This is a genomic window from Knoellia aerolata DSM 18566 (genome assembly GCF_000768695.1).
Classification (GTDB): Bacteria; Actinomycetota; Actinomycetes; order Actinomycetales; family Dermatophilaceae; genus Knoellia; species Knoellia aerolata.
The window spans coordinates 102518-122773 of sequence record NZ_AVPL01000004.1; the positions used below are offsets into that span (position 1 = coordinate 102518).

The window sequence follows — 20256 nt, forward strand, 5'->3', positions numbered from 1 at the left end:
TTCCCTCATGACGACGCGCTGGGTGTTCGGTGACCAGCTCGGGCCGCACTTCATCGACGACCACGACGGGCCGGTCGTCATGGTCGAGTCACGGGCGGTCTTCACGCGGACCCGCTTCCACCGTGCCAAGGCGCACCTCGTGCTGTCCGCGATGAGGCACCGCGCCGCCGAGCTGGAGGGCCGCGCGACCTACCACCGCGCGGACACGTACGCGGAGGTCGTCGGGACGCTCGAGGACGTCGAGGTCGTGCACCCCAGCTCGTATGCCGCCCTCGGACTGGTGCGCCGCCTCGGCGTCGACGTGCTCGACCCGCGCGGGTTCGCGACCAGTCGTGAGGACTTCACCCGGTGGGCGCAGGGTCGGGGTGGGCGGCGGCTGCTCATGGAGGACTTCTACCAGGACGCGCGCCGCCGGCACGGCGTCCTCATGGACGGGACCGAGCCGGCGGGCGGGAGGTGGAACTTCGACCACGACAACCGGGAGCCCCCACCGAAGGGTGCGAGCTCGCTCGGGGTCGCCGAACCGTGGTGGCCGACCGAGGACGACATCGACGCGGAGGTCCGCGAGGACCTCGACCGCTGGGAGCAGGACGGTGACGTGGGCTTCATCGGCCGGGACGGTCCGCGGCGGTTCGCCGCCACCAGGGCCGAGGCGCTGGAGGCACTGGAGCACTTCGTCGAGCACCGGCTGGCGGACTTCGGTGCGCACGAGGACGCGATCCTCGAGGGTGACCCGTGGATGGCGCACAGCCTCCTCAGCGTGCCCCTCAACCTCGGGCTGCTCGACCCGCTCGAGGTCGTCGCGCGGGCGGAGGTGGCCCACCTCGCCGGGGACGCGCCCGTGGCCGCCGTCGAGGGCTTCGTCCGGCAGGTCATCGGCTGGCGGGACTACGTCTGGCACCTGTACTGGCACCAGGGCGAGGGCTACCGGCGCCGCAACGCGCTGCGGGCGACCGAGCGGATGCCGCAGTGGTTCGCCGAGCTGGACTCCGCTGCCACCGACGCGCGGTGCCTGTCGCACACCCTCGACCAGGTCGCGACCCACGGGTGGGTGCACCACATCCCCCGGCTCATGGTGCTCGGCTCGTACGCGCTGCAACGGGGGTGGGCGCCGACGCAGGTGACCGACTGGTTCCACCGCGCGTTCGTCGACGGCTACGACTGGGTCATGGTCCCCAACGTCGTCGGCATGTCACAGCACGCCGACGGGGGAGTGATGGCGACGAAGCCCTACACCTCCGGCGGGGCCTACATCAACACGATGAGCGACCACTGCGGCTCGTGCCGGTTCAACCCGCGGGTGCGGGTCGGTGAGAACGCCTGTCCGTTCACGGCGGGCTACTGGTGGTTCCTCGACCGCAACCGGGAGGCGCTGGCGGGCAACCCGCGGATGGCGCGCGCCGTGCAGGGGCTCGACCGGCTCACGGACCTCGGTCCTCTCGTCGAGCAGGAGCGGGAGCGGGGCAACCGGGCGCCGTGAACGGGGCACTCGTCCCGCGCGGCGCGAATGGGGGTCCGGCTCAGCCGTACATCAGGGAGCCGGGGGTGGTGAGCTCGGTGCCGGTCTCGAGCCACGTCTTGAGGCCGGAGAGCACCATCGGCCAGCCGCCGTGGAGGGCCTCGCTGACGCCCTCGGGCAGCTGGTCGTGCACGAGGGTGAGGCGGCACGAGTCGCCCACCGGCTCGATCTCCCACGTCACCCGTGACGTGCCCGCGGACTCCGCGTCGTCGTCCCAGTGGGCGTGGAAGCTCTGGACGAGGCGGTGCGGCGGGTCCACGACGAGGTTCTCGCCGTCGACGAGTGCGCCCTCGACCCCGGCGTGGGTGAGGGCGTAGGGCGAGCCCGGGGTCCAGTCCGACGTCAGCGAGCTGCCGAAGTGGAACCGACGGCGGACCTCCGGGTCGGTGATGGCGTGCCACAGCCGCTCGGGTGTGGTCCGGATGTAGATCTCGAAGACCTTCGTCGTCGTCACGTGCTCCTCCTCCAGCTCGGTGCGCAGCCCGACGAGGCCGGCGGCCCAGGGCTCGGTGTACTTGCTGACCCAACGGTCGTGGACCTGCCGGATGCCGACCGGGTTGAGGAAGTGCAGCTTCTCCCGTCCGCGTCGCCGGGACACGACCAGGCCGGCCTCCTCGAGGAGGCCGAGGTGCTTGGCGACGCCGATGCGCGTCATGTCGAAGCCGCCGGCGAGGGCGGCCAGCGACTGGCCGTCGGCGACGAAGAGCGCGTCGAGCAGCGCCCGTCGGGTCGGGTCGGCCAGCGCCCGGAAGATGAGGTCCACAGGACGACGATAGGAAACCATGAGGTTTCCTGTCAAGGGGCGGGCCGGGGACGGCGTGGGCGACGACCATGCTCCGACCGCGGCCGACCCGCGGCGCGGGGCCCGTGGGAGGATCACGGCATGCTCCGATGGCTGACCGCAGGCGAGTCGCACGGCCCCGCGCTCCTCGCGACGATCGACGGACTCCCGGCCGGGGTCGAGGTGACCCGTGACGACCTCGCCGGGGCGCTCGCCCGCCGCCGCCTCGGCTACGGGCGGGGGGCGCGGATGGCCTTCGAGCAGGACGAGGTCGAGTTCCTCGGGGGCGTCCGGCACGGGGTGACCATGGGGTCGCCCGTGGCGATCCGCATCGGCAACACCGAGTGGCCCAAGTGGCAGACCGTGATGTCCGCCGACCCCGTCTCCGACGACGCGTACGCCGCGTCGAACGACGTGAACGCCGAGAAGGAGGTGGCCCGCAACCGGGCACTCACGCGCCCGCGTCCCGGGCACGCCGACCTCGTCGGCATGCAGAAGTACGCCTTCGACGACGCCCGCCCGGTGCTCGAGCGGGCCTCGGCCCGGGAGACCGCGGCCCGGGTCGCCCTCGGTGAGGTCGCCGCCCGCTTCCTCGCCCAGGCGTACGGCATCCGCCTCGTCTCGCACACCGTCTCCATGGGGCCGGCCGGGGTGGCCGACGACGCCGCGCTGCCCACGCCGGACCAGGTCGACGAGATCGACGCGAACCCGGTCCGGACGCTCGACGGGCCCGGGTCGGAGGCGATGGTCGCCGAGGTCGACGCGGCCAAGAAGGCCGGCGACACCCTGGGCGGGGTCGTCGAGGTCCTCGCCTACGGGCTGCCGCCGGGGCTGGGGTCGCACGTGCACTGGGACCGCCGGCTCGACTCCAGGCTCGCCGGCGCCCTCATGGGGATCCAGGCGATCAAGGGGGTCGAGGTCGGCGACGGGTTCCGCACCGCAGGCCGCCGGGGGTCGGCCGCCCATGACGAGATGGAGCGCGACGAGACCGGCACGATCCGCCGGCGCACGGGTCGCGCCGGCGGCACCGAGGGCGGGATGTCCACCGGTGACGTGCTGCGCGTCCGGGCCGCGATGAAGCCGATCTCGACGGTGCCCCGCGCCCTCGACACCATCGACACGACGGGGGAGGGCGAGGCGAAGGCGATCCACCAGCGCTCCGACGTGTCGGCCGTCCCCGCCGCCGGAGTCGTCGCCGAGGCCATGGTCGCCCTCGTCCTCGCCGAGGCCTGCCTCGAGAAGTTCGGCGGCGACTCGGTCGGCGAGACGCGACGCAACCACGCGGCCTACCTCTCCGCGATCCCCGAGACGATGCGCTCGTGGTGAGCGAGAGCCGCCCGGTTGCCGTCCTCGTCGGCCCGCCCGGCGCCGGGAAGTCCACGATCGGGCAGGCGCTCGCTGACGCCCTCGGGGTGGCGTTCCACGACACCGACACCGCCATCGAGAGCGAGCAGGGCTGCTCGATCTCCGACATCTTCGTCCTCGACGGTGAGCCGGCCTTCCGCGCCCTGGAGCGTGCCGAGGTCGCCCGGGCCGTCGCGTCCGAGCCGGGCGTCGTCGCCCTCGGTGGAGGCGCCCCGATGGACGCCGACACCCGCGAGGTCCTCGCCGGCCACGTCGTCGTCTTCCTCGACGTCGGGATCGCCGACGCCGCCAAGCGGGTGGGCTTCGACGGCAGCCGACCGCTGCTCGCCATCAACCCACGCGCGACGTGGACCAGGATGATGAACGAGCGGCGGCCGACGTACGAGGCCGTGGCGACCGTGCGGGTCGACACCGCGGGGCGAGACGTCGCCGACGTCGTCGCCGAGATCGTCGAGCACCTCGGGGCGGCCCGGTGAGCGTGGTCCCCGTCGGCGACGCCTACGACGTCGTCCTCGAGGGTGGCTGCTCGCGGCGGGTCTCCGACGTCATCGGCGAGGGCGTGCGGCGGGCCCTCGTCGTCCACACCCACTCGATGCGCGCGCTGGGTGAGCAGGTCACCACCGCACTGCGCGCGGACGGTGTGGAGGCGTATGCCGCACCCGTGCCGGACGCCGAGGACGCCAAGACCGCTGCGGTCGCCTCCGAGCTGTGGGCGGTGCTCGGCCGGCACGGCTTCACCCGGACCGACGTCGTCGTCGGCGTCGGGGGAGGCACCGTCACCGACCTCGCCGGGTTCGTCGCCGCCACGTGGCTGCGCGGTGTCCCGGTGGTGCAGGTGCCGACGACGCTGCTCGGCATGGTCGACGCCGCCGTCGGTGGCAAGACGGGGATCAACACGGCCGAGGGCAAGAACCTCGTGGGGTCCTTCCACCCGCCCCGGGCCGTCCTCTGCGACCCCGACGTCCTCGCGACGCTGCCGCGAGCGGACTACGTCGCCGGCCTGGCCGAGGTCGTCAAGGCGGGCTTCATCGTCGACCCGGTGATCCTCGACCTCGTGGCCGCTGACCCCGACGCGGCCACCCGGCCCGACGGACCCCACACGCTCGAGCTCATCGAGCGTGCCATCCGGGTCAAGGCCGACGTCGTGAGCGTCGACCTCAAGGAGTCCTCGCTGCGCGAGATCCTCAACTACGGGCACACCTTCGGGCACGCCATCGAGCACGTCGAGCACTACCGCCGGCGCCACGGCGAGGCCGTCGCGATCGGCATGGTCTTCGCCGCCGAGCTTGCCTGTGCTGCAGGGGTGTTGGCGCGCGACGTCGTCGACCGCCACCGTGAGGTTCTCACGTCGGTGGGGCTGCCGACGTCCTACGGGCCGGGACGCTGGGACGAGCTCGAGGCGGCGATGCGCCGCGACAAGAAGACGCGGGGAGCGCTGCTCCGCTTCGTCGTCCTCGAGGACGTGGCCCGGCCGACCCGGTTGGAGGGCCCGACCACGGAACAGCTGCACACGGCATACGCCGCCCTCTCGCACTGAGCCGCCGGCTCGGCTGGCTGGTTCCGGCTCAACGCAGACGGTCCAGATCCCGACGGATGGAGCGCAGGTGCGCCCACTCCTCCTCCAGGATCACGCGAAGGCAGTCGCCGACGCTGGGACGCCAGTCACCGCGACCCCACGGGTCCTCGCGCTCCTCCGCGAGCAGCTCCGGCGTGACCGTGACGAGGAAGTCGGTCACCAGGCGCTGGCGCTCGGCACGGACCGCAAGGATCTCCGCATAGGTCGGTGGCTCCGCGCGGAAGATCGACATGTCGAAGCCCATCTCGTCGGCACCGGTGAAGATCTGGCCGATCTCGTGGAACGGCTGCTGCATCCGCAGAATCCCGCCGCGGAGCCAGGCGTCGGTCGCCAGGATGAGGTGCCGCAGGGTCTGTGCCAGGGACCACTCGTCCTCGATGTGGGCATCCACCAGGTCCGGCGGCGTGTCCAGGACCGTCGTCTGCCACGCGGCCTGAACGGCGCCCCAACCCGCACGCAGGCCTTCGGGCGTCCGCGCCTTCTGCAGCTCGCGTCCCGGGAACCGCCGGTTGAGCTCGGCATCGACGAGTGGCACCACGTCGACCCCGTTGACGACGAGGCTGCCGAAGAACAGGTCGTGGCTGTCGATGTCGAGTCCGTCCACGTCGACGCCGCGCATCGTCACGCCGCTGACATCGGCGAATCGCAGGGTGGCGCCCTTGAAGCTCACGTTGACGAAGGTCGCGCCCTCGAACTCCTTCGTACCCGAGTAGGTCGTCATCGCTTCATCATCACCGCTGGCGCGGACAGTCCGGGTCGACAGCCGGACACCGGGTGACGCGCGCGGACCTGGACCTGGTCGTGGCGCGGGGACGACAATGGGTCCGAGGAGGACTGATGATGACAGCGCTGACCCGTCTTCGGGATGCGATGAACCGTCACGACATCGACGCCTTGCTGGAGTGCTTCCACGAGGACTACCGAAGCGAACAACCCGCTCATCCGGGTCGCGGCTTCGGTGGTCGTGACCAGGTCCGGACGAACTGGTCGGCCATCTTCTCGGGGGTGCCCGACTTCGCGGCTGACCTCGTGCGTCACTGCCAGGACGAAGGCGAGGGATGGTCGGAGTGGCGATGGACCGGCACGCGACGGGACGGAAGCCTCCTCGACATGGCCGGCGTCATCATCGTCGGTGTCCGTGACGGCCGGATCAGCTGGGGCCGGCTCTACCTCGAGCCCGTGGAAGCTCCGGAGGAGACCATCGACGAGGCGGTCCAGCGAATGACAGGTGACGCCCCAGGACGGAGCGCCCCAACCCGCTGACACGGAGTCATCGTGGATGGTGGCCCCGCGACGCATCAGGCCATGTCGCCGTAGATCCCGGGGTCGAGCGCGCTCCAGATCGTGAGCCGGCGATCCGTGAAGTCCGTCATCGCCTCGAGGACCTGCTCGGGTGAGGCCCGCGTGACCAGGTCGAACCTCATCTCACTGCGCGCCGCTGGGCGCGGTGCCCATCTCGAACCACACCGTCTTTCCGGGTTCCGGATGCGCCGCATCCACGCCCCATCGCGCTGCCAGTGCCTCCACGATGAGCAGCCCCCTGCCGTCCTCCGCGTCCTCGGCGGTGAACGTCGGGTGAGGCAGCGCCGCGCCGACATCGGTGATCTCGACTCGCAGCAGGCCCGGACTCCGCCGCGCCCGCACCATCACCGGTCCTTCACCATGGAGCACGGCGTTGGTCACGACCTCGCTCGCCACGAGCACTGCGTCCTCGGCCCACTGCGGCGGTGAGGGCTCGAGAAGGGCGCGGAGGAGCTGGCGCAGCAGCCCAGCAGATCCCGGCTCGGATGGCAGGAACCACAGCTGAGTGGTCGCCACGCCCGCGTCGGCTGGGGTTGTCACCACGGGGGCTCCATACCCACTGCGGGGGACTTGACTCGGCTCCACGCCTCCCAGTGCCCGTGCCCGTGCCCGTGCGCCGTGCGCCCTGATCGAGGCTGAGGGGCTGGGTACGGTTGCCGGATGACCGAGAAGAGCATGCGTGAACGGATGCTGGGTGGCGAGCCGTACATCGCAGACGACCCCGTCCTCACGCAGGAGTCGCAGCGCGCTCAGCGGTTGACGCATCGGCTCAACACGATGGACCCGCATGACGCGCACGCGCGCCGACGACTGCTGGTGGAGCTGTTCGGAGGGTTCGGTGAGGGCAGTGAGGTCCGTCCGCCGTTGCAGTGTGACTACGGCTACCAGACGACGGTCGGAGCACGATGCTTCGTCAACTGGGGCGCGATCTTCCTCGATGTCGCCACGGTGACCATCGGCGACGACGTGCAGATCGGCCCGAACGTGCAGCTGCTCACCGCCACCCACCCTCTCGCCCCACAGCCCCGCCGAGACAAGTGGGAGGCCGCAGAGCCCATCGCCATCGGCGACAACGTCTGGCTCGGCGGAGGCGTCATCGTCTGTCCCGGCGTGACCATCGGGGCCGACACGGTCGTCGGAGCGGGGTCCGTCGTGACCCGGGACCTCCCGGCCGGAGTGGTCGCCGTCGGCTCGCCTGCGAGGGTCGTCCGCGAACTGTGAGCCGGGCTCTGCCAGCCCCGCCACAGCCGGAGTCGCTCCCCGGACGTCGGGGATCAGTGGCGCCGGGGTCGGCTCGCGTCCCCGGGGAAGCCGAACTGGGTGCGCACCCCGGGACTGAACGCCACATGGTCGGGTGGACGTGCCGCGAGATCCGGCAGCCCCACTGATGCCATCAGCTCGTCGTGCAGGGAGAGCACCTCCGCGTCGTGCAGTGGCCAGGCCTGGTGGCGGTTGGGGACGTACAGGGTCCGGCCCCACGCGTGCACGTGAAGTCCCCAGCGAGCGCTGAGGAAGTCGTCCAGCTCGGTGCTCTCGCGCCGTCCACCGGCGCGGACGACCACCTGGCTCTCCGGCGACCTGCCGCGACGGTGGAGTCGGACGTCGTACGTGTGCACGTCACCGCTCACTCCGTGGCTCATCCGCGCCCAGCGGTACGGCAACCCGAACGCCGCCCGTGCGCCGACCACCACCGCCGCGCGGTCGGCGTCGAGGCTGAGGAACACGATGCCACGGCGGCCGGTGTCGTCGACGGAGTAGAGCCGCACGTTCGTCTCGAGGAACGACCCCAGCCACGGGACCCCGGGACCGCGGGCGATTCCGGCGCCGACCATCCGGAACGGGATCAGTCCGACGTACGTGACACCACCAAGGGTGTCCGGGCGAACGCCGGGTGGCATCCGGTGCGCGACGGCTCCCGGTTCGACCGCCCAGTGCAGGAACGTCAGGTCCTGCCAGCTCTGGGTCATCATGACCGGACCACGCAGGTCCGGTGCGATCGTGGAGACGGGCTCGATGGCTGGATGGCTCACGCTCCACCGTAGGCAGAAGGCCGGGGGCCGTGGGCCGGGGCGTCGGTCGTCCTACGGCCTGACGACGAAGTGCGCCCCAACCGTCCAGCCCGCGCCCGACGCGTCGACCATCGTGAAGCGGTAGACGTATCGACCCCGGAGGTCGCTGTCCGCGGGGCCGAAGTCCGCGTTCGTGGCGACGAAGATGGGGAAATGACTGTGGCCGTCCACGTCGAACGCCGGGTCGATCGAGGTGGTGAGCGGCGGCACGTCGAAGTTCGTGAGGAAGGGGTCGAACGGGTCGCCGTTCCGGGTGGCCACACCCTCGACGTGGATCGGGAACGTCGAGTTGGGGATGATCGGGCCCGAGGCGAAGTCCGGCGACGACCCGACGACCCCGGGGTCGGGAACGACCATGCACACGAGGAAGACTCCCGCGCCCTCGGAGAACTCCGAGGCGGTGAACCGATGACCCCGGTGGAAGCCCAGGGCCCGTATGCCGTCTCCCAGCTCGGTGTCGTAGGGGGGCGTGTGCGCAGCCCCGGGCCCGATGGCCAGCAACGGCGGTCGTGGCACGTGGTCGGGAGGCGGCAACAGTCGGCCGACCGTGTCGGACGCTTCGGCATAGCCCGACGCTGCGGTGCCGACGGGCGCCGAGAAGAGGTGACAGTCGACCGGCTGCCACGACGGGGTGCCGATCGGCTTGAGCTGGACCCCACCGGCATCGGCGCGGGCCGCCGGGAGGGGGCCGAGGAACACGGGGAGGACGAGGGCGACGAGCATCGCTGCGCGCCTCCACCAAGGGGTCGTCATGTCGGGACTCCTCACCAGTCGAGTGTGTCGTCTACCGTCAGGGCCCGGCTCGATCGAGTCTTCTCCGGCCCCTCCGGCCACGTCCATGGGCAACCCGGGTGGTGCCGTGGCCGCCCCCGGGAACGACACGTCCCTTCGGGGGCGGGGTCAGGCGGTGGCGGTGGTGGACTCCGGAGCCTCGGTGTCCAGGTCGCGCTGCGGCCACATGATCGACGTGATCTCCTCGGTGAGCGCCGGGCCCAGCGAACCCCAGCCCGGCTCGTAGCCGTAGACCTCGCGCAGCGCAGTGCCACGGCGGTTGCCGTCGAGGATCTCGACGGCGTCGGCGTCGATGAGGCCCGGGTGGGCGACCCCGCACGACTCCGAGACCTTGAGCAGGTCCCGGCGCAGCGTCTGGAGGTAGTTGGCGAGCCGCACCGACTTCAGGGTCGGGTCCAGTCCCCGCACGAGCCAGGGGTTCTGGGTCGCGACGCCGGTGGGGCAGTGGTCGGTGTGGCACTTCTGCGACTGGATGCAGCCGACGGCGAGCATCGCCTCGCGGGCGACGTTGAGCATGTCCGCGCCCAGGGCGAACGCGACGAGAGCGTTGGCCGGGAGCCCGAGCTTGCCGCTGCCGATGAAGGTGAGGTCGTCGGTGAGGCCGGCCTTGGCGAACTCCGCATAGACGCGGGCGAAACCCACCCGGTAGGGGAGGGCGACCGAGTCGGTGAAGACGAGCGGCGCTGCTCCGGTGCCGCCCTCGCCGCCGTCGACCGTGACGAAGTCGACCCCGCGGGTCCGGCTCGACATCTCCTGCGCGAGGTGCTCCCAGAAGTCGAGCTCGCCGACGGCGGACTTGATGCCGACGGGCAGTCCCGTGGCGTCGGCGACCCGCTCCACCCAGTCGAGCATCGAGTCGACGCTGTCGAACTCCGAGTGGCGGGAGGGACTGGCGCAGTCGACGCCCATGGGGATGCCCCGGATCGCGCTGATCTCCTCGGTGATCTTCGCCGCCGGGAGCAGCCCGCCCAGTCCGGGTTTGGCCCCCTGGCTGAGCTTGACCTCGATGGCACGCACCGGGGCCGACTGGACGAGGTCGACGAGCCTGGCGAGGTCGAACCGGCCCTGCTCGTCGCGACACCCGAAGTAGGCCGTGCCGATCTGGAAGATGAGGTCGCCACCCTTGCGGTGGTGCTCGGACAGGCCGCCCTCGCCCGTGTTGTGCATCGCGCCGGCGAGGGCCGCGCCCCGGTTCAACGCCTCGATGGCGGGACCGGAGAGTGCGCCGAAGCTCATCGCGGAGACGTTGACCACCGAGCTCGGGCGGAACGCGTGGGTGCGTCCGCGCGGTCCTCCGAGGACCTTCGCCGAGGGGAGCGACAGCTCGTCGTCTGCGTGCCCGTGGGCCACGGCGGTCGAGGGTGCGGACGGGGAGAAGGTGCGGTGCTTGACGATCGGGTAGTTCTCGAGGTGCTCGACGTCGTTGTCGGTGCCGAACCCGACGTAGTTGTTCTCCTTCTTGCTGCTCGCGTAGACCCAGCTTCGCTGGTCGCGTGAGAAGGGCCGGTCCTCGTCGTTGCTCGTGACGATGTACTGCCTCAGCTCGGGCCCGACCCGCTCCAACGCGTACCTCGCGTGCGCGATCACCGGGAAGTTCCGCTTGAGGGCGTGCTTCTTCTGCGTCAGGTCACGGACCGCAACCCCGGCCAGACCTGCGACGGCGACACCGATGAGCGACTTCGCTTTCATGTCCCGCAGTCTGCCCCCGGCGGGGGCCCGGTGCCCGGGTTACGCGCTCACGGAGGCGCACAGGAACGGACACCTCGGTGACGGCCTTCCCCGGGAGGGTGGCGCACCTGAGCGAACGACACCTCCCGCAGCAGCCGCACCCGGACCACGACCGCGGGCTCGAGTTCGACGTCGCCACGCTCCTCGACCGCCGCCCTGCGCCGCCGTCTACGCCACCGCGGGCCACGACGACAGCGTCCGCACCATGCAGCGGACCTCGCTCCCCTCCGACACCGTCTTCGGCGACGCCGGCGGCGTCCACCAGCTCGCGACCGTCACCGATGACGCGTCGTCGGGCTACGTCGCCAACCTGACCATCGGCGTCTGAGACCGCGGGCCGCCTAGACTCCGGGCATGGCAGCCGCGCAGTCCCCGCCCCCGTCCGCGTCCTCGACCGACGACGGCGGCAGCGACGTGCTGACCTACCTCCTCGTCGACGGCGAGAACATCGACGCCACCCTCGGCACGTCGATCCTCGGCCGGCGCCCGCAGCCCGACGAGCGGCCCCGCTGGGACCGCCTCCTCACCTTCGCCAGGGACACCTGGGGCCAGGAGGTGCGGGGGCTGTTCTTCCTCAACGCCAGCTCCGGCATGCCGATGTCCTTCATCCAGGCCCTCAAGGCGCTGGGGTTCCAGCCGGTCCCGCTGTCCGGTGACTCCGACGTCAAGGTGGTCGACGTCGCGATCCAGCGCACCCTGCGCGCCATCCGCGACCGCGACGCCGACGTCATGCTCGTCAGCCACGACGGTGACTTCCTCGAGGAGCTCGAGGGGCTGCTCGAGGACGAGCGACGGGTCGGGGTGATGGCGTTCCGCGAGTTCCGCAACAGCGGGTTCACGGCGCTGCAGGCCGACGGCCTGGAGAGCTTCGACCTCGAGTTCGACGTCAAGGCGTTCACGTCACCGCTGCCGCGCATCCGGGTCATCCCCATCGAGGAGTTCGACCCGGCGCAGTTCCTCTGAGCCGCCGCTTCCCGCGTCGGCGATTCGGGGAGGGGTGTCCGCGACCGTTAGACTCGCCCGCGACTCCGGCACCCCAGTCCTCCGGGACGTTCGTGCGCGCCCGGCGCGACGGCATACGGGATCCTCGACCTCCAGCGAAAGCGACACACACGTGGCATCGACGAACGACCTCAAGAACGGCCTCGTCCTCAACCTCGAGGGCCAGCTGTGGACCGTGGTGGAGTTCCAGCACGTCAAGCCCGGCAAGGGCCCGGCCTTCGTGCGGACCAAGCTCAAGCACGTGCTCTCGGGCAAGGTCGTCGACAAGACGTTCAACGCCGGCACCAAGGTCGAGACGGCCAGCGTCGACAAGCGCAACATGCAGTACCTCTACAACGACGGAACCGACTACGTCTTCATGGACGGCGACACCTTCGACCAGATCACGGTGACGCCGGCGGTCGTCGGGGACGCCGCGAAGTTCATGCTCGAGAACCAGGACGCGATCGTCGCCCGGCACGAGGGCAACGTGCTCTTCATCGAGCTGCCCGCGTCGGTCGTCCTCGAGATCCAGTACACCGAGCCGGGCCTGCAGGGCGACCGCTCGACCGGGGGCACCAAGCCCGCCACCCTCGAGACGGGCGCCGAGATCGGCGTCCCGCTCTTCCTCAACACCGGTGACAAGGTCAAGGTGGACACGCGCGACGGGTCCTACCTCGGTCGGGTCAACTGACCTGTGGCCGCACGCAGCAAGGCGCGCAAGCGCGCGATCGACCTCCTCTTCGAGGCCGAGCAGCGTCAGGTCAACGCCCGTGACCTCCTCAAGGAGCGCCTCGCCGCCCCGGTGACCGAGGCGCCGCTCACGGAGTTCACCGCCGACCTCGTCGTCGGCGTCGTCGACAACTGGACGCAGATCAACGACCTCCTCACGACGTACTCGCAGGGCTGGACCCTCGAGCGGATGCCCGCCGTGGACCGCGCCATCCTTCGTCTCGGCGCGTACGAGGTCCTCTTCGCCGAGGTGCCGGAGGGTGTCGCGATCAGCGAGGCGGTCGCGCTCGCGACCGAGCTCTCGACCGACGACTCGCCGAAGTTCGTCAACGGACTGCTCGCGCGCCTGGCCGAGGTCAAGCCCACCCTGGCCTGATGCCCCACGTCCGCACCGCGACGGCCGCCGACCTTGCGAGGTTGGCGGCCGTCGAGGCGTCCGGGGACCGGTTGTTCGACACCGTCTTCGGTGACGTGGACTGGCCACCGCCTCCGTCGGGCGAGGAACGCGCCGCTGAGCCGGGCTTCGTCCTCGTGGTGGGGGAGCCCGTGGTCGGCTTCGCCCACGTCGTCGACCTCGCGGGGCGCTGGCACCTCGAGCAGCTCGTCGTCGACCCGGCCCACGGCCGCCGCGGGTGGGGCACGGCCCTGCTCGATGCCGTATGCCGTGAGGTCGCCTCGCGCGGCGGCCGACGGGTCACCCTGCGCACCTACGCCGACGTGCCGTGGAACGCACCCTTCTATGCCCGCCACGGCTTCGTCGAGCTGGCGCCCGAGCCGCCGTGGATGGCGCCCCTGCGGCTCGCGGAGGAGGAGGCCGGGCTGCTGTGGCACGGTCGTCGCGTCGCCATGTCCCGGCCGGTCTGAGAGCCGACCGGCCAAGAAAGGCCGTCTCTTGCCCGCGCGCACCCCTCGTTCCTCGCCTAGGTTCGACGGAACGAAGTCCGCCGGAAGGGCGGGCACGAACGGGGGACCTCGTGATCGACGAGACGGACGCACGACCTGTCACCCAGGCAGACGACGACGGGCTCAAGCGGTCCATCACCGGACGCCTGCTCTTCTTCTACGTCCTCGGTGACGTGCTGGGATCGGGGATCTACGTCCTCATCGGCCTCGTCGCCGCAGCCGTCGGGGGAGCGTTCTGGATCGCCTTCGCCGTGGGCATCACCATCGCGACGATCACCGGCCTCGCGTACGCCGAGCTGGTCACCAAGTACCCCAAGGCCGCCGGCGCCGCGCTGTACGTCAACAAGGCGTTCGGCAACCGCCCGCTGACCTTCCTCATCACCGTCTGCATGCTCTCGGCGAGCTTCGCCGCGGCCGGATCGCTCGCGACCGGGTTCTCGAGCTACTTCGCGCAGGTGTGGGACATGCCCCCGGCGCTGCTCGTGACGATCGTCTTCATCCTCATCCTCGCCGTCGTCAACTTCATCGGGATCACCGAGTCGGTCGTCGCCAACATGGTGATGACCTTCGTCGAGATCGCCGGCCTCGTCATCGTCGTCATCATCGGCATCGTCTACGTCGCGCAGGGCAAGGCGGACTTCGGGACGCTGACCCAGTTCGACACCGGCGACCAGAGCCCGGTGTTCGCCGTCATCGCCGGTGTGGCGCTGGCGTTCTTCGCCATGACCGGGTTCGAGAACGCCGCCAACGTCGCCGAGGAGACGGTCGAGCCGTCACGGACCTTCCCCAGGGCACTGGTCGGGGGCATGCTCGCCGCCGGCATCATCTACGTCGTCGTCGCCGTCACCGCGGCGCTCGTCGTCCCGGTCGGCACGCTCGCGGAGTCGGACGCCGCGCTGCTCGAGGTCGTCAAGGCCGGCGTGCTCCCGGTGCCCGTCGGCATCATGACGATGCTCTTCGCCGTCATCGCGATGACCGCGATCACCAACACGACCCTCGTCGCGGTCGTCACCCAGTCGCGCATCCTCTACGGGATGTCGCGCGAGGACGTCGTCCCCGGAGCGTTCGGCAGGATCCACGCGACCCGTCGCAGCCCGTGGGTGGCGCTCATCTTCGCCGCCGCCGTCGTCTGCGGGCTGCTGCTCGTCGGGGCCCTGCTCAACCGGGTGGGCGTCGGCGTCGACGTCGTCGAGCGGCTCGCGCTGGTCACGGTGGTCTTCACGCTCTTCATCTACGCCCTCGTCATCATCTCGGCGCTCAAGCTGCGCGGACAGGAGGAGCGCGAGGACGTCTACCACGCCCCGACGCCGTTGCTGTGGATCGGCATCCTCGGCAACGTGCTGCTCCTCGCCTACGTCGTCGTCGACGACCCGGGGTCCCTCTGGTGGTGCGCCGGACTGCTCGTCCTCGGCGGTGCCCTGTTCGTCGCCGAGAAGATCTTCGGTCACCGCGGCGCCGACCCGGACGAGACCGACCCCGACCGGACCGACACCGACCTGTCCACGTCAGACACCACGACCGGAGTGTGAGGACATGCACGTCATCATCGCCACCGACGGCTCCAAGCAGTCGCTGACCGCCGCCCGCTATGCCACGACGATCCTCGACCCCGGCAAGATCAGCGCGGTGTCGGTCATCGCGGTGGTCCGGCCCCTGGCCGCGGTGTCGTTCTCCAACGAGCTGGGAGGGGGCGCCTCGACGATGAGCTCGCTCGAGCACGCGTCGTTCCGGGCGGAGGCGCTCGCCGCGACCGAGGCGATCGCCGCCGTGTTCGACGGGTGGGGTCCCAAGGTGACCCCGCGCGTGCGCAGCGGCTCGCCGGCCAACGAGATCATCAAGGCGGCCGGGCAGCTCGGTGCGGGGCTCGTCATCGTGGCGAGCGGCTCGCGCGGGATCACCGACACGATCCTGCTCGGGAGCACGGCCCAGCGCGTCCAGCAGTACGCCCCGTGCCCCGTCCTCGTCGTCCGCCCGGCCCGCAAGCCGTCTCGCAAGAAGGCCTGACACCTCCCTCGCGGCCCGGCCGTCAGGCTCGGCGAGCCGTCTCGGTGGTGGGGAGACGTGCGCCGAAGACGACCTCGGGCCACGCCGCCCGGGCCAGCCACGCCCGGAAGGTCTCGGCGTCCGCGTCCCGCGGCGGAAACAGCGACCCCTCCGACACGGGGGAGGGGCACGCCGCCGCGGCCTGGGGTGTCGTCTGCGGGTGCACGGTGCCTCCTTCGTCGGTGTGGGAGTGCCGTCATTACATCATGTTCACTTTGGTCTGGCATAGCACCGCGTTATGCGTCCCACGTCGTGGACGCGCGCCGGGGCCGGTTGCGACGGGTGGCCGTTCACTGGCTACAGTGACCCCGACCGACATCCTTTAACGACCTGTCCCGTGAGGCAGGGAAGGAGGTCACGACACCCATGTGTCCTGACACCGCTGTGCCACCGAGCTCAGATCAGACTCAGAGCTCCTCGAGTGAGTCCACCCCCGCGACCGGCGAGGGGAGGACGGTCCTCGGAGCCGGCGATATCTCCCGGGCCCTGCGCCGCATCGCCCACGAGATCCTCGAGGCCAACAAGGGCGCCGACGGTCTCGTCCTGCTCGGCATCCCCTCCCGTGGCGTGCCGCTCGCCCGCCGGCTCGCGGCGATCATCGCCGAGGTCGAGGGGAGCGCGATCCCCGTCGGCAGCCTCGACATCACGATGTACCGCGACGACCTGCGCCGCCAGCCGACCCGGGCGCCGATGCCCACCGAGATCCCCGACTCCGGCGTCGACGGCAAGGTCGTCGTCCTCGTCGACGACGTCCTCTACAGCGGCCGCACGGTCCGCGCGGCGCTCGACGCCCTCGCCGACCACGGCCGCCCGGCCGCGGTCCGGCTCGCCGTCCTCGTCGACCGGGGCCACCGCGAGCTGCCGATCCGGGCCGACCACGTCGGAAAGAACCTCCCGACGTCGCAGAGCGAGACGGTGCGCGTCCGGCTCGCGGACTTCGACGACGCCGACAGCGTGACGATCACCGGGGGCGTGCGGTGACCAGCACGCGCATGCCGCGCCACCTCCTCTCGATGTCCGACCTCGACGCCGCCGCGATCCGGACGATCCTCGACACCGCGACCCAGATGCACGAGGTCCAGCACCGCGAGGTGAAGAAGATCCCCACCCTGCGGGGTCGCACGATCATCAACCTCTTCTTCGAGGACTCGACCCGCACCCGCAGCTCGTTCGAGATCGCCGGCAAGTGGATGTCCGCGGACACCATCAACATCACCGGCAAGGGCTCGGCGACCTCCAAGGGCGAGTCCCTGCGCGACACCGTGCGGACCATCGACGCCATGGGGGTCGACGCGTTCGTCATCCGTCACGGGGCGTCCGGCGCCTGCCACCAGGTCGCCGGGTGGGTCGACGCGCACGTCATCAACGCCGGCGACGGCACCCACGAGCACCCCACCCAGGCCCTGCTCGACGCCTACACGATGGAGCGGCGCCTCGGCTCCCTCGAGGGCCGGCACGTCGCCATCGTCGGCGACCTCACCCACTCCCGCGTCCTGCGCTCCAACCTCATCTCCCTGCGCCGGCTCGGTGCGGCCGTCACGCTCGTGGCGCCACCGACCCTCATGCCGAGCGGGATCACGTCGTGGGCCCACCGGGACGGCTTCACCGTCGGCCACGACCTCGACGCGGTCCTCGGCGGCGAGGGCGCCCGCCCGGTCGACGCGCTGATGATGCTCCGCGTCCAGAAGGAACGGATGAGCGGCGGCTACTTCCCCACGGCCCGTGAGTACACCGTCGGCTACGGCCTCACCCGCGACCGCCTCGCCCGTCTCACCGACCTCAACCCGGAGATCGTCATCTGCCACCCCGGCCCCATGAACCGCGGACTCGAGATCAGCGCGGACGCCGCCGACGCCGCCCAGAGCCTCGTCCTCGACCAGGTGAGCGCCGGTGTCGCGGTGCGGATGAGCGTGCTCTACCACCTGCTGGCCGGCGCCGACGGCGGGGCTGACGCTGCTGCACGGGTCCCACGCTCTGCGTGGGCGGGGAGCGCGGCATGAGCGCCCTCCTCATCACCGGCGCCCGCCCGCTGGGTGGCGACGCCGTCGACGTCCTCGTCCGCGACGGTGTGGTCGCCGAGATCGGCTCCGGCCTCGACGCCCCCTCGGACGTCGAGCGCCTCGCCGCGGACGGCCTGACCCTCCTGCCCGGCTTCGTCGACCTCCACACCCACCTGCGCGAGCCCGGCCGCGAGGACGCCGAGACCATCGCGACCGGCTCCGCGGCCGCCGCCGCGGGCGGGTTCACCGCCGTCCTCGCCATGGCCAACACGAGCCCGGTCACCGACACCGCCGAGGCCGCCGAGCGGGTCCTCGACCTCGGGCGGGCGGCCGGCCTCGTCGACGTCCAGCCGGTGGGCGCGGTCACCAAGGCGCTGGCGGGGGAGGAGCTGGCCGAGCTCGCCCTCATGCACCGCTCTCGCGCACGCGTCTCCGTGTTCTCCGACGACGGACGATGCGTCCACGACGCCCGGGTGATGCGGCGCGCCCTCGAGTACGTCCGCGCCTTCGGCGGCGTCGTCAGCCAGCACAGCCAGGACCCCACGCTCGCCGGCTCGGCCGCGTGCTGCCACGAGGGCGAGCTCTCGGGGCGCCTCGGCCTCCCGGGCTGGCCGGCCGTCGCCGAGTCGAGCATCATCGCCCGGGACGCGCAGCTCGCCCGGCACACCGGGTCCCGGGTGCACGTCGCGCACGTGAGCACCGCCGAGGGGGTCGAGGTCGTCCGCTGGGCCAAGTCCGCCGGCATCCACCTCACCGCCGAGGTGACGCCCCACCACCTCCTCCTCACGCAGGACCGGCTCAGCGGCTACGACCCGACGTTCAAGGTCAACCCGCCGCTGCGCCCCCGCGAGGACGTCGAGGTCCTCCGGGCCGCCCTCGCGGACGGCACCATCGACGCGGTCGCGACCGACCACGCACCGCACGCCCGCCACGACAAGGAGCACGCGTTCGTCGACGCGGCCTTCGGCATGCTCGGGCTGGAGACGGCCTTCGCCGTCGTCCACGACACGATGGTCCGCTCCGGCGCCCTCGACCTCGCCGGGCTCGCCGACCGGATGTCGCTCGCACCGGCGCGCATCGCCGGCCTGTCGGACCACGGGCGGGCGATCGAGGTGGGTGCCCCCGCCAACCTCGTCCTCGTCGACACCGACGGCGGGCACACGGTGGACGCCGCCGCGTCGAAGTCGTTGTCCCGCAACAATCCATGGCACGGCATGAGCTTCACCGGTGCCGTCCACACGACCATCCTGCGCGGCCGGGTCACGGCCTCGCCCGAGGAGTCAGCATGAGCGGCACGACGAAGGCACTCCAGACCCGCGAACCCGCCGTGCTCGTCCTCGAGGACGGACGCACCTTCGCCGGTCACGCGTACGGCAGCCGGGGCGAGACCCTCGGCGAGGCCGTGTTCTGCACCGCGATGACCGGCTACCAGGAGACGCTCACCGACCCCAGCTACCACCGCCAGGTCGTCGTCATGACGGCCCCGCACGTGGGCAACACCGGCTGGAACGACGAGGACGACGAGTCCTCGCGCATCTGGGTGTCCGGCTACGTCGTGCGCGACCCCTCCATCCGCCCCTCGAGCTGGCGCTCGCAGCGCTCCCTCGAGGACGAGCTCGTCGCGCAGGGGGTCGTCGGGATCTGCGACATCGACACCCGGGCGCTCACCCGCCACCTGCGGGAGCGCGGGGCGATGCGGGTCGGGATCTTCTCCGGGGAGTCGGCCGGTATGCCGGCCGCGCACCTCCTCGAGCGCGTCACCGCTGCGCCCGAGATGCTCGGCGCCTCCCTGGCCGACGAGGTCAGCACGGACACGGCATACGTCGTGGAGGCACGGGGGGAGAAGCGGTTCACCGTCGCGGCCCTCGACCTGGGCATCAAGGCGATGACCCCCCAGCTCATGGCCGCGCGCGGGATCGAGGTGCACGTCCTCCCGGCCGGCTCGACCTGGGCCGACCTCGCCGCGCTCGAGGACGCCCACGGCCTCGACGGGGTCTTCTTCAGCAACGGACCGGGCGACCCGGCCGCCGCCGACCACGCGGTCGGCGTGCTGCGCGAGGTCCTCGGTGCGGGGGTCCCGTTCTTCGGCATCTGCTTCGGCAACCAGCTGCTCGGCCGCGCGCTGGGTTTCGGGACCTACAAGCTCCGCTACGGCCACCGGGGCATCAACCAGCCCGTCCTGGACCGCAGCACCGGCAAGGTCGAGGTGACCTCGCACAACCACGGCTTCGCGGTCGACGCACCGCTCGACCGCGACAGCGACACCCCGTTCGGGACGGCGCGGGTCTCCCACGTCTGCCTCAACGACGACGTCGTCGAGGGGCTGGAGCTGCGCTCCGACTCGGGGGCCCTCACCGCCTTCTCCGTCCAGTACCACCCGGAGGCGGCGGCGGGACCGCACGACGCGGCATACCTCTTCGACCGCTTCATCGAACTGCTCGACTCCCGGAAGGTGAGCGCCTGAC

Annotated in this window: 25 protein-coding genes; 17 read left to right on the top strand and 8 right to left on the bottom strand. The window is 71.4% G+C overall.

All coding sequences use genetic code 11. The features are described 5' to 3' along the window. Positions 1 to 7 precede the first annotated feature (7 nt). The gene (locus N801_RS03340; protein WP_035932774.1) at positions 8 to 1480 is read left to right on the top strand and encodes a cryptochrome/photolyase family protein; all 1473 of its coding nucleotides are present in this window, start codon (positions 8 to 10) and stop codon (positions 1478 to 1480) included. A 40-nt stretch (positions 1481 to 1520) separates the two neighbouring features. Here N801_RS03340 and N801_RS03345 read toward each other — a convergent pair whose 3' ends face one another. Further along, on the bottom strand, positions 1521 to 2282 hold the full coding sequence (locus N801_RS03345; protein WP_035932776.1) for an ArsR/SmtB family transcription factor: 762 nt from the start codon (positions 2280 to 2282) through the stop codon (positions 1521 to 1523). A 120-nt stretch (positions 2283 to 2402) separates the two neighbouring features. Here N801_RS03345 and aroC point away from each other — a divergent pair, with 120 nt between their 5' ends. From aroC to aroB, 3 genes are read left to right on the top strand one after another with little or no spacing between them, the layout of a single operon-like run. Further along, positions 2403 to 3626, top strand: coding sequence for a chorismate synthase (aroC, locus tag N801_RS03350; protein ID WP_035932779.1), 1224 nt, complete (start codon positions 2403 to 2405; stop codon positions 3624 to 3626). Further along, positions 3620 to 4141: a shikimate kinase gene (locus N801_RS03355; RefSeq protein WP_035932782.1), complete on the top strand. Its 522-nt coding sequence runs from the start codon at positions 3620 to 3622 to the stop codon at positions 4139 to 4141. The genes aroC and N801_RS03355 overlap by 7 nt, the downstream gene beginning before the upstream one ends. Then, positions 4138 to 5202, top strand: a complete 1065-nt coding sequence (aroB, locus tag N801_RS03360; RefSeq protein ID WP_035932783.1) for a 3-dehydroquinate synthase — start codon at positions 4138 to 4140, stop codon at positions 5200 to 5202. Before N801_RS03355 ends, aroB begins: the two co-directional genes overlap by 4 nt. Before the next feature lie 28 nt (positions 5203 to 5230). On the opposite strand, the gene N801_RS03365 is transcribed toward aroB, so the two are convergent. After that, positions 5231 to 5962, bottom strand: coding sequence for a DinB family protein (locus N801_RS03365; RefSeq protein WP_035932785.1), 732 nt, complete (start codon positions 5960 to 5962; stop codon positions 5231 to 5233). Positions 5963 to 6078: 116 nt separating this feature from the next. Here N801_RS03365 and N801_RS03370 point away from each other — a divergent pair, with 116 nt between their 5' ends. Continuing rightward, complete coding sequence (locus N801_RS03370; RefSeq protein ID WP_035932787.1) at positions 6079 to 6504, top strand: nuclear transport factor 2 family protein; 426 nt, start codon at positions 6079 to 6081, stop codon at positions 6502 to 6504. A gap of 35 nt (positions 6505 to 6539) precedes the next feature. On the opposite strand, the gene N801_RS21685 is transcribed toward N801_RS03370, so the two are convergent. Together N801_RS21685 and N801_RS03375 are read right to left on the bottom strand one after the other, a co-directional pair. Beyond that, positions 6540 to 6665, bottom strand: a complete 126-nt coding sequence (locus N801_RS21685; protein ID WP_281175655.1) for a hypothetical protein — start codon at positions 6663 to 6665, stop codon at positions 6540 to 6542. Between the two features lies 1 nt (position 6666). After that, a complete protein-coding gene (locus N801_RS03375; RefSeq protein ID WP_052112548.1) occupies positions 6667 to 7086 on the bottom strand; it encodes an ATP-binding protein in 420 nt (139 codons plus the stop codon). Between the two features lie 117 nt (positions 7087 to 7203). Here N801_RS03375 and N801_RS03380 point away from each other — a divergent pair, with 117 nt between their 5' ends. After that, positions 7204 to 7764: a sugar O-acetyltransferase gene (locus N801_RS03380; protein WP_035932790.1), complete on the top strand. Its 561-nt coding sequence runs from the start codon at positions 7204 to 7206 to the stop codon at positions 7762 to 7764. 53 nt (positions 7765 to 7817) lie between these two features. Here the strand turns inward: N801_RS03380 and N801_RS03385 are convergent, their stop codons facing one another. The 3 genes from N801_RS03385 to N801_RS03395 all read right to left on the bottom strand — a co-directional run bounded on the left by N801_RS03385 (position 7818) and on the right by N801_RS03395 (position 11093). After that, the gene (locus N801_RS03385) at positions 7818 to 8573 is read right to left on the bottom strand and encodes a YqjF family protein (RefSeq protein ID WP_342666892.1); all 756 of its coding nucleotides are present in this window, start codon (positions 8571 to 8573) and stop codon (positions 7818 to 7820) included. A 51-nt stretch (positions 8574 to 8624) separates the two neighbouring features. Then, positions 8625 to 9365: a hypothetical protein gene (locus N801_RS03390; protein ID WP_156996437.1), complete on the bottom strand. Its 741-nt coding sequence runs from the start codon at positions 9363 to 9365 to the stop codon at positions 8625 to 8627. Positions 9366 to 9512: 147 nt separating this feature from the next. After that, positions 9513 to 11093 carry an FMN-binding glutamate synthase family protein gene (locus N801_RS03395; protein WP_035932794.1) on the bottom strand — a complete coding sequence of 527 codons (1581 nt, stop codon included), beginning with the start codon at positions 11091 to 11093 and terminating at the stop codon, positions 9513 to 9515. A 244-nt stretch (positions 11094 to 11337) separates the two neighbouring features. On the opposite strand from N801_RS03395, the gene N801_RS21690 reads away from it, so the two are divergent. The 7 genes from N801_RS21690 (at position 11338) to N801_RS03425 (ending at position 15752) form a co-directional block, all read left to right on the top strand. Continuing rightward, positions 11338 to 11460: a hypothetical protein gene (locus tag N801_RS21690; RefSeq protein WP_281175656.1), complete on the top strand. Its 123-nt coding sequence runs from the start codon at positions 11338 to 11340 to the stop codon at positions 11458 to 11460. Positions 11461 to 11486: 26 nt separating this feature from the next. Continuing rightward, on the top strand, positions 11487 to 12095 hold the full coding sequence (locus N801_RS03400; protein ID WP_084108099.1) for an NYN domain-containing protein: 609 nt from the start codon (positions 11487 to 11489) through the stop codon (positions 12093 to 12095). A 151-nt stretch (positions 12096 to 12246) separates the two neighbouring features. Further along, entirely contained in the window at positions 12247 to 12807 is a 561-nt protein-coding gene (gene efp / locus N801_RS03405) for an elongation factor P (RefSeq protein ID WP_035932795.1), read from the top strand. Between the two features lie 3 nt (positions 12808 to 12810). Then, the gene (gene nusB, locus N801_RS03410) at positions 12811 to 13221 is read left to right on the top strand and encodes a transcription antitermination factor NusB (RefSeq protein ID WP_035932796.1); all 411 of its coding nucleotides are present in this window, start codon (positions 12811 to 12813) and stop codon (positions 13219 to 13221) included. Then, the gene (locus N801_RS03415; protein ID WP_035932798.1) at positions 13221 to 13709 is read left to right on the top strand and encodes a GNAT family N-acetyltransferase; all 489 of its coding nucleotides are present in this window, start codon (positions 13221 to 13223) and stop codon (positions 13707 to 13709) included. Before nusB ends, N801_RS03415 begins: the two co-directional genes overlap by 1 nt. A gap of 110 nt (positions 13710 to 13819) precedes the next feature. Beyond that, positions 13820 to 15277, top strand: a complete 1458-nt coding sequence (locus N801_RS03420; RefSeq protein ID WP_052112549.1) for an APC family permease — start codon at positions 13820 to 13822, stop codon at positions 15275 to 15277. A 4-nt stretch (positions 15278 to 15281) separates the two neighbouring features. Beyond that, positions 15282 to 15752: a universal stress protein gene (locus N801_RS03425; protein ID WP_035932800.1), complete on the top strand. Its 471-nt coding sequence runs from the start codon at positions 15282 to 15284 to the stop codon at positions 15750 to 15752. Between the two features lie 22 nt (positions 15753 to 15774). Here N801_RS03425 and N801_RS03430 read toward each other — a convergent pair whose 3' ends face one another. After that, complete coding sequence (locus N801_RS03430; protein ID WP_035932802.1) at positions 15775 to 15957, bottom strand: hypothetical protein; 183 nt, start codon at positions 15955 to 15957, stop codon at positions 15775 to 15777. Between the two features lie 200 nt (positions 15958 to 16157). On the opposite strand from N801_RS03430, the gene pyrR reads away from it, so the two are divergent. The 4 genes from pyrR to carA are packed head-to-tail and all read left to right on the top strand — an operon-like array spanning position 16158 to position 20255. Further along, positions 16158 to 16772 carry a bifunctional pyr operon transcriptional regulator/uracil phosphoribosyltransferase PyrR gene (pyrR, locus tag N801_RS03435; protein ID WP_084108101.1) on the top strand — a complete coding sequence of 205 codons (615 nt, stop codon included), beginning with the start codon at positions 16158 to 16160 and terminating at the stop codon, positions 16770 to 16772. A gap of 11 nt (positions 16773 to 16783) precedes the next feature. Then, positions 16784 to 17791: an aspartate carbamoyltransferase catalytic subunit gene (locus N801_RS03440; protein ID WP_035932905.1), complete on the top strand. Its 1008-nt coding sequence runs from the start codon at positions 16784 to 16786 to the stop codon at positions 17789 to 17791. Further along, a complete protein-coding gene (locus tag N801_RS03445; protein WP_035932907.1) occupies positions 17788 to 19080 on the top strand; it encodes a dihydroorotase in 1293 nt (430 codons plus the stop codon). The genes N801_RS03440 and N801_RS03445 overlap by 4 nt, the downstream gene beginning before the upstream one ends. Then, the gene (gene carA, locus N801_RS03450; protein WP_035932804.1) at positions 19077 to 20255 is read left to right on the top strand and encodes a glutamine-hydrolyzing carbamoyl-phosphate synthase small subunit; all 1179 of its coding nucleotides are present in this window, start codon (positions 19077 to 19079) and stop codon (positions 20253 to 20255) included. The genes N801_RS03445 and carA overlap by 4 nt, the downstream gene beginning before the upstream one ends. Position 20256 lies beyond the last annotated feature (1 nt).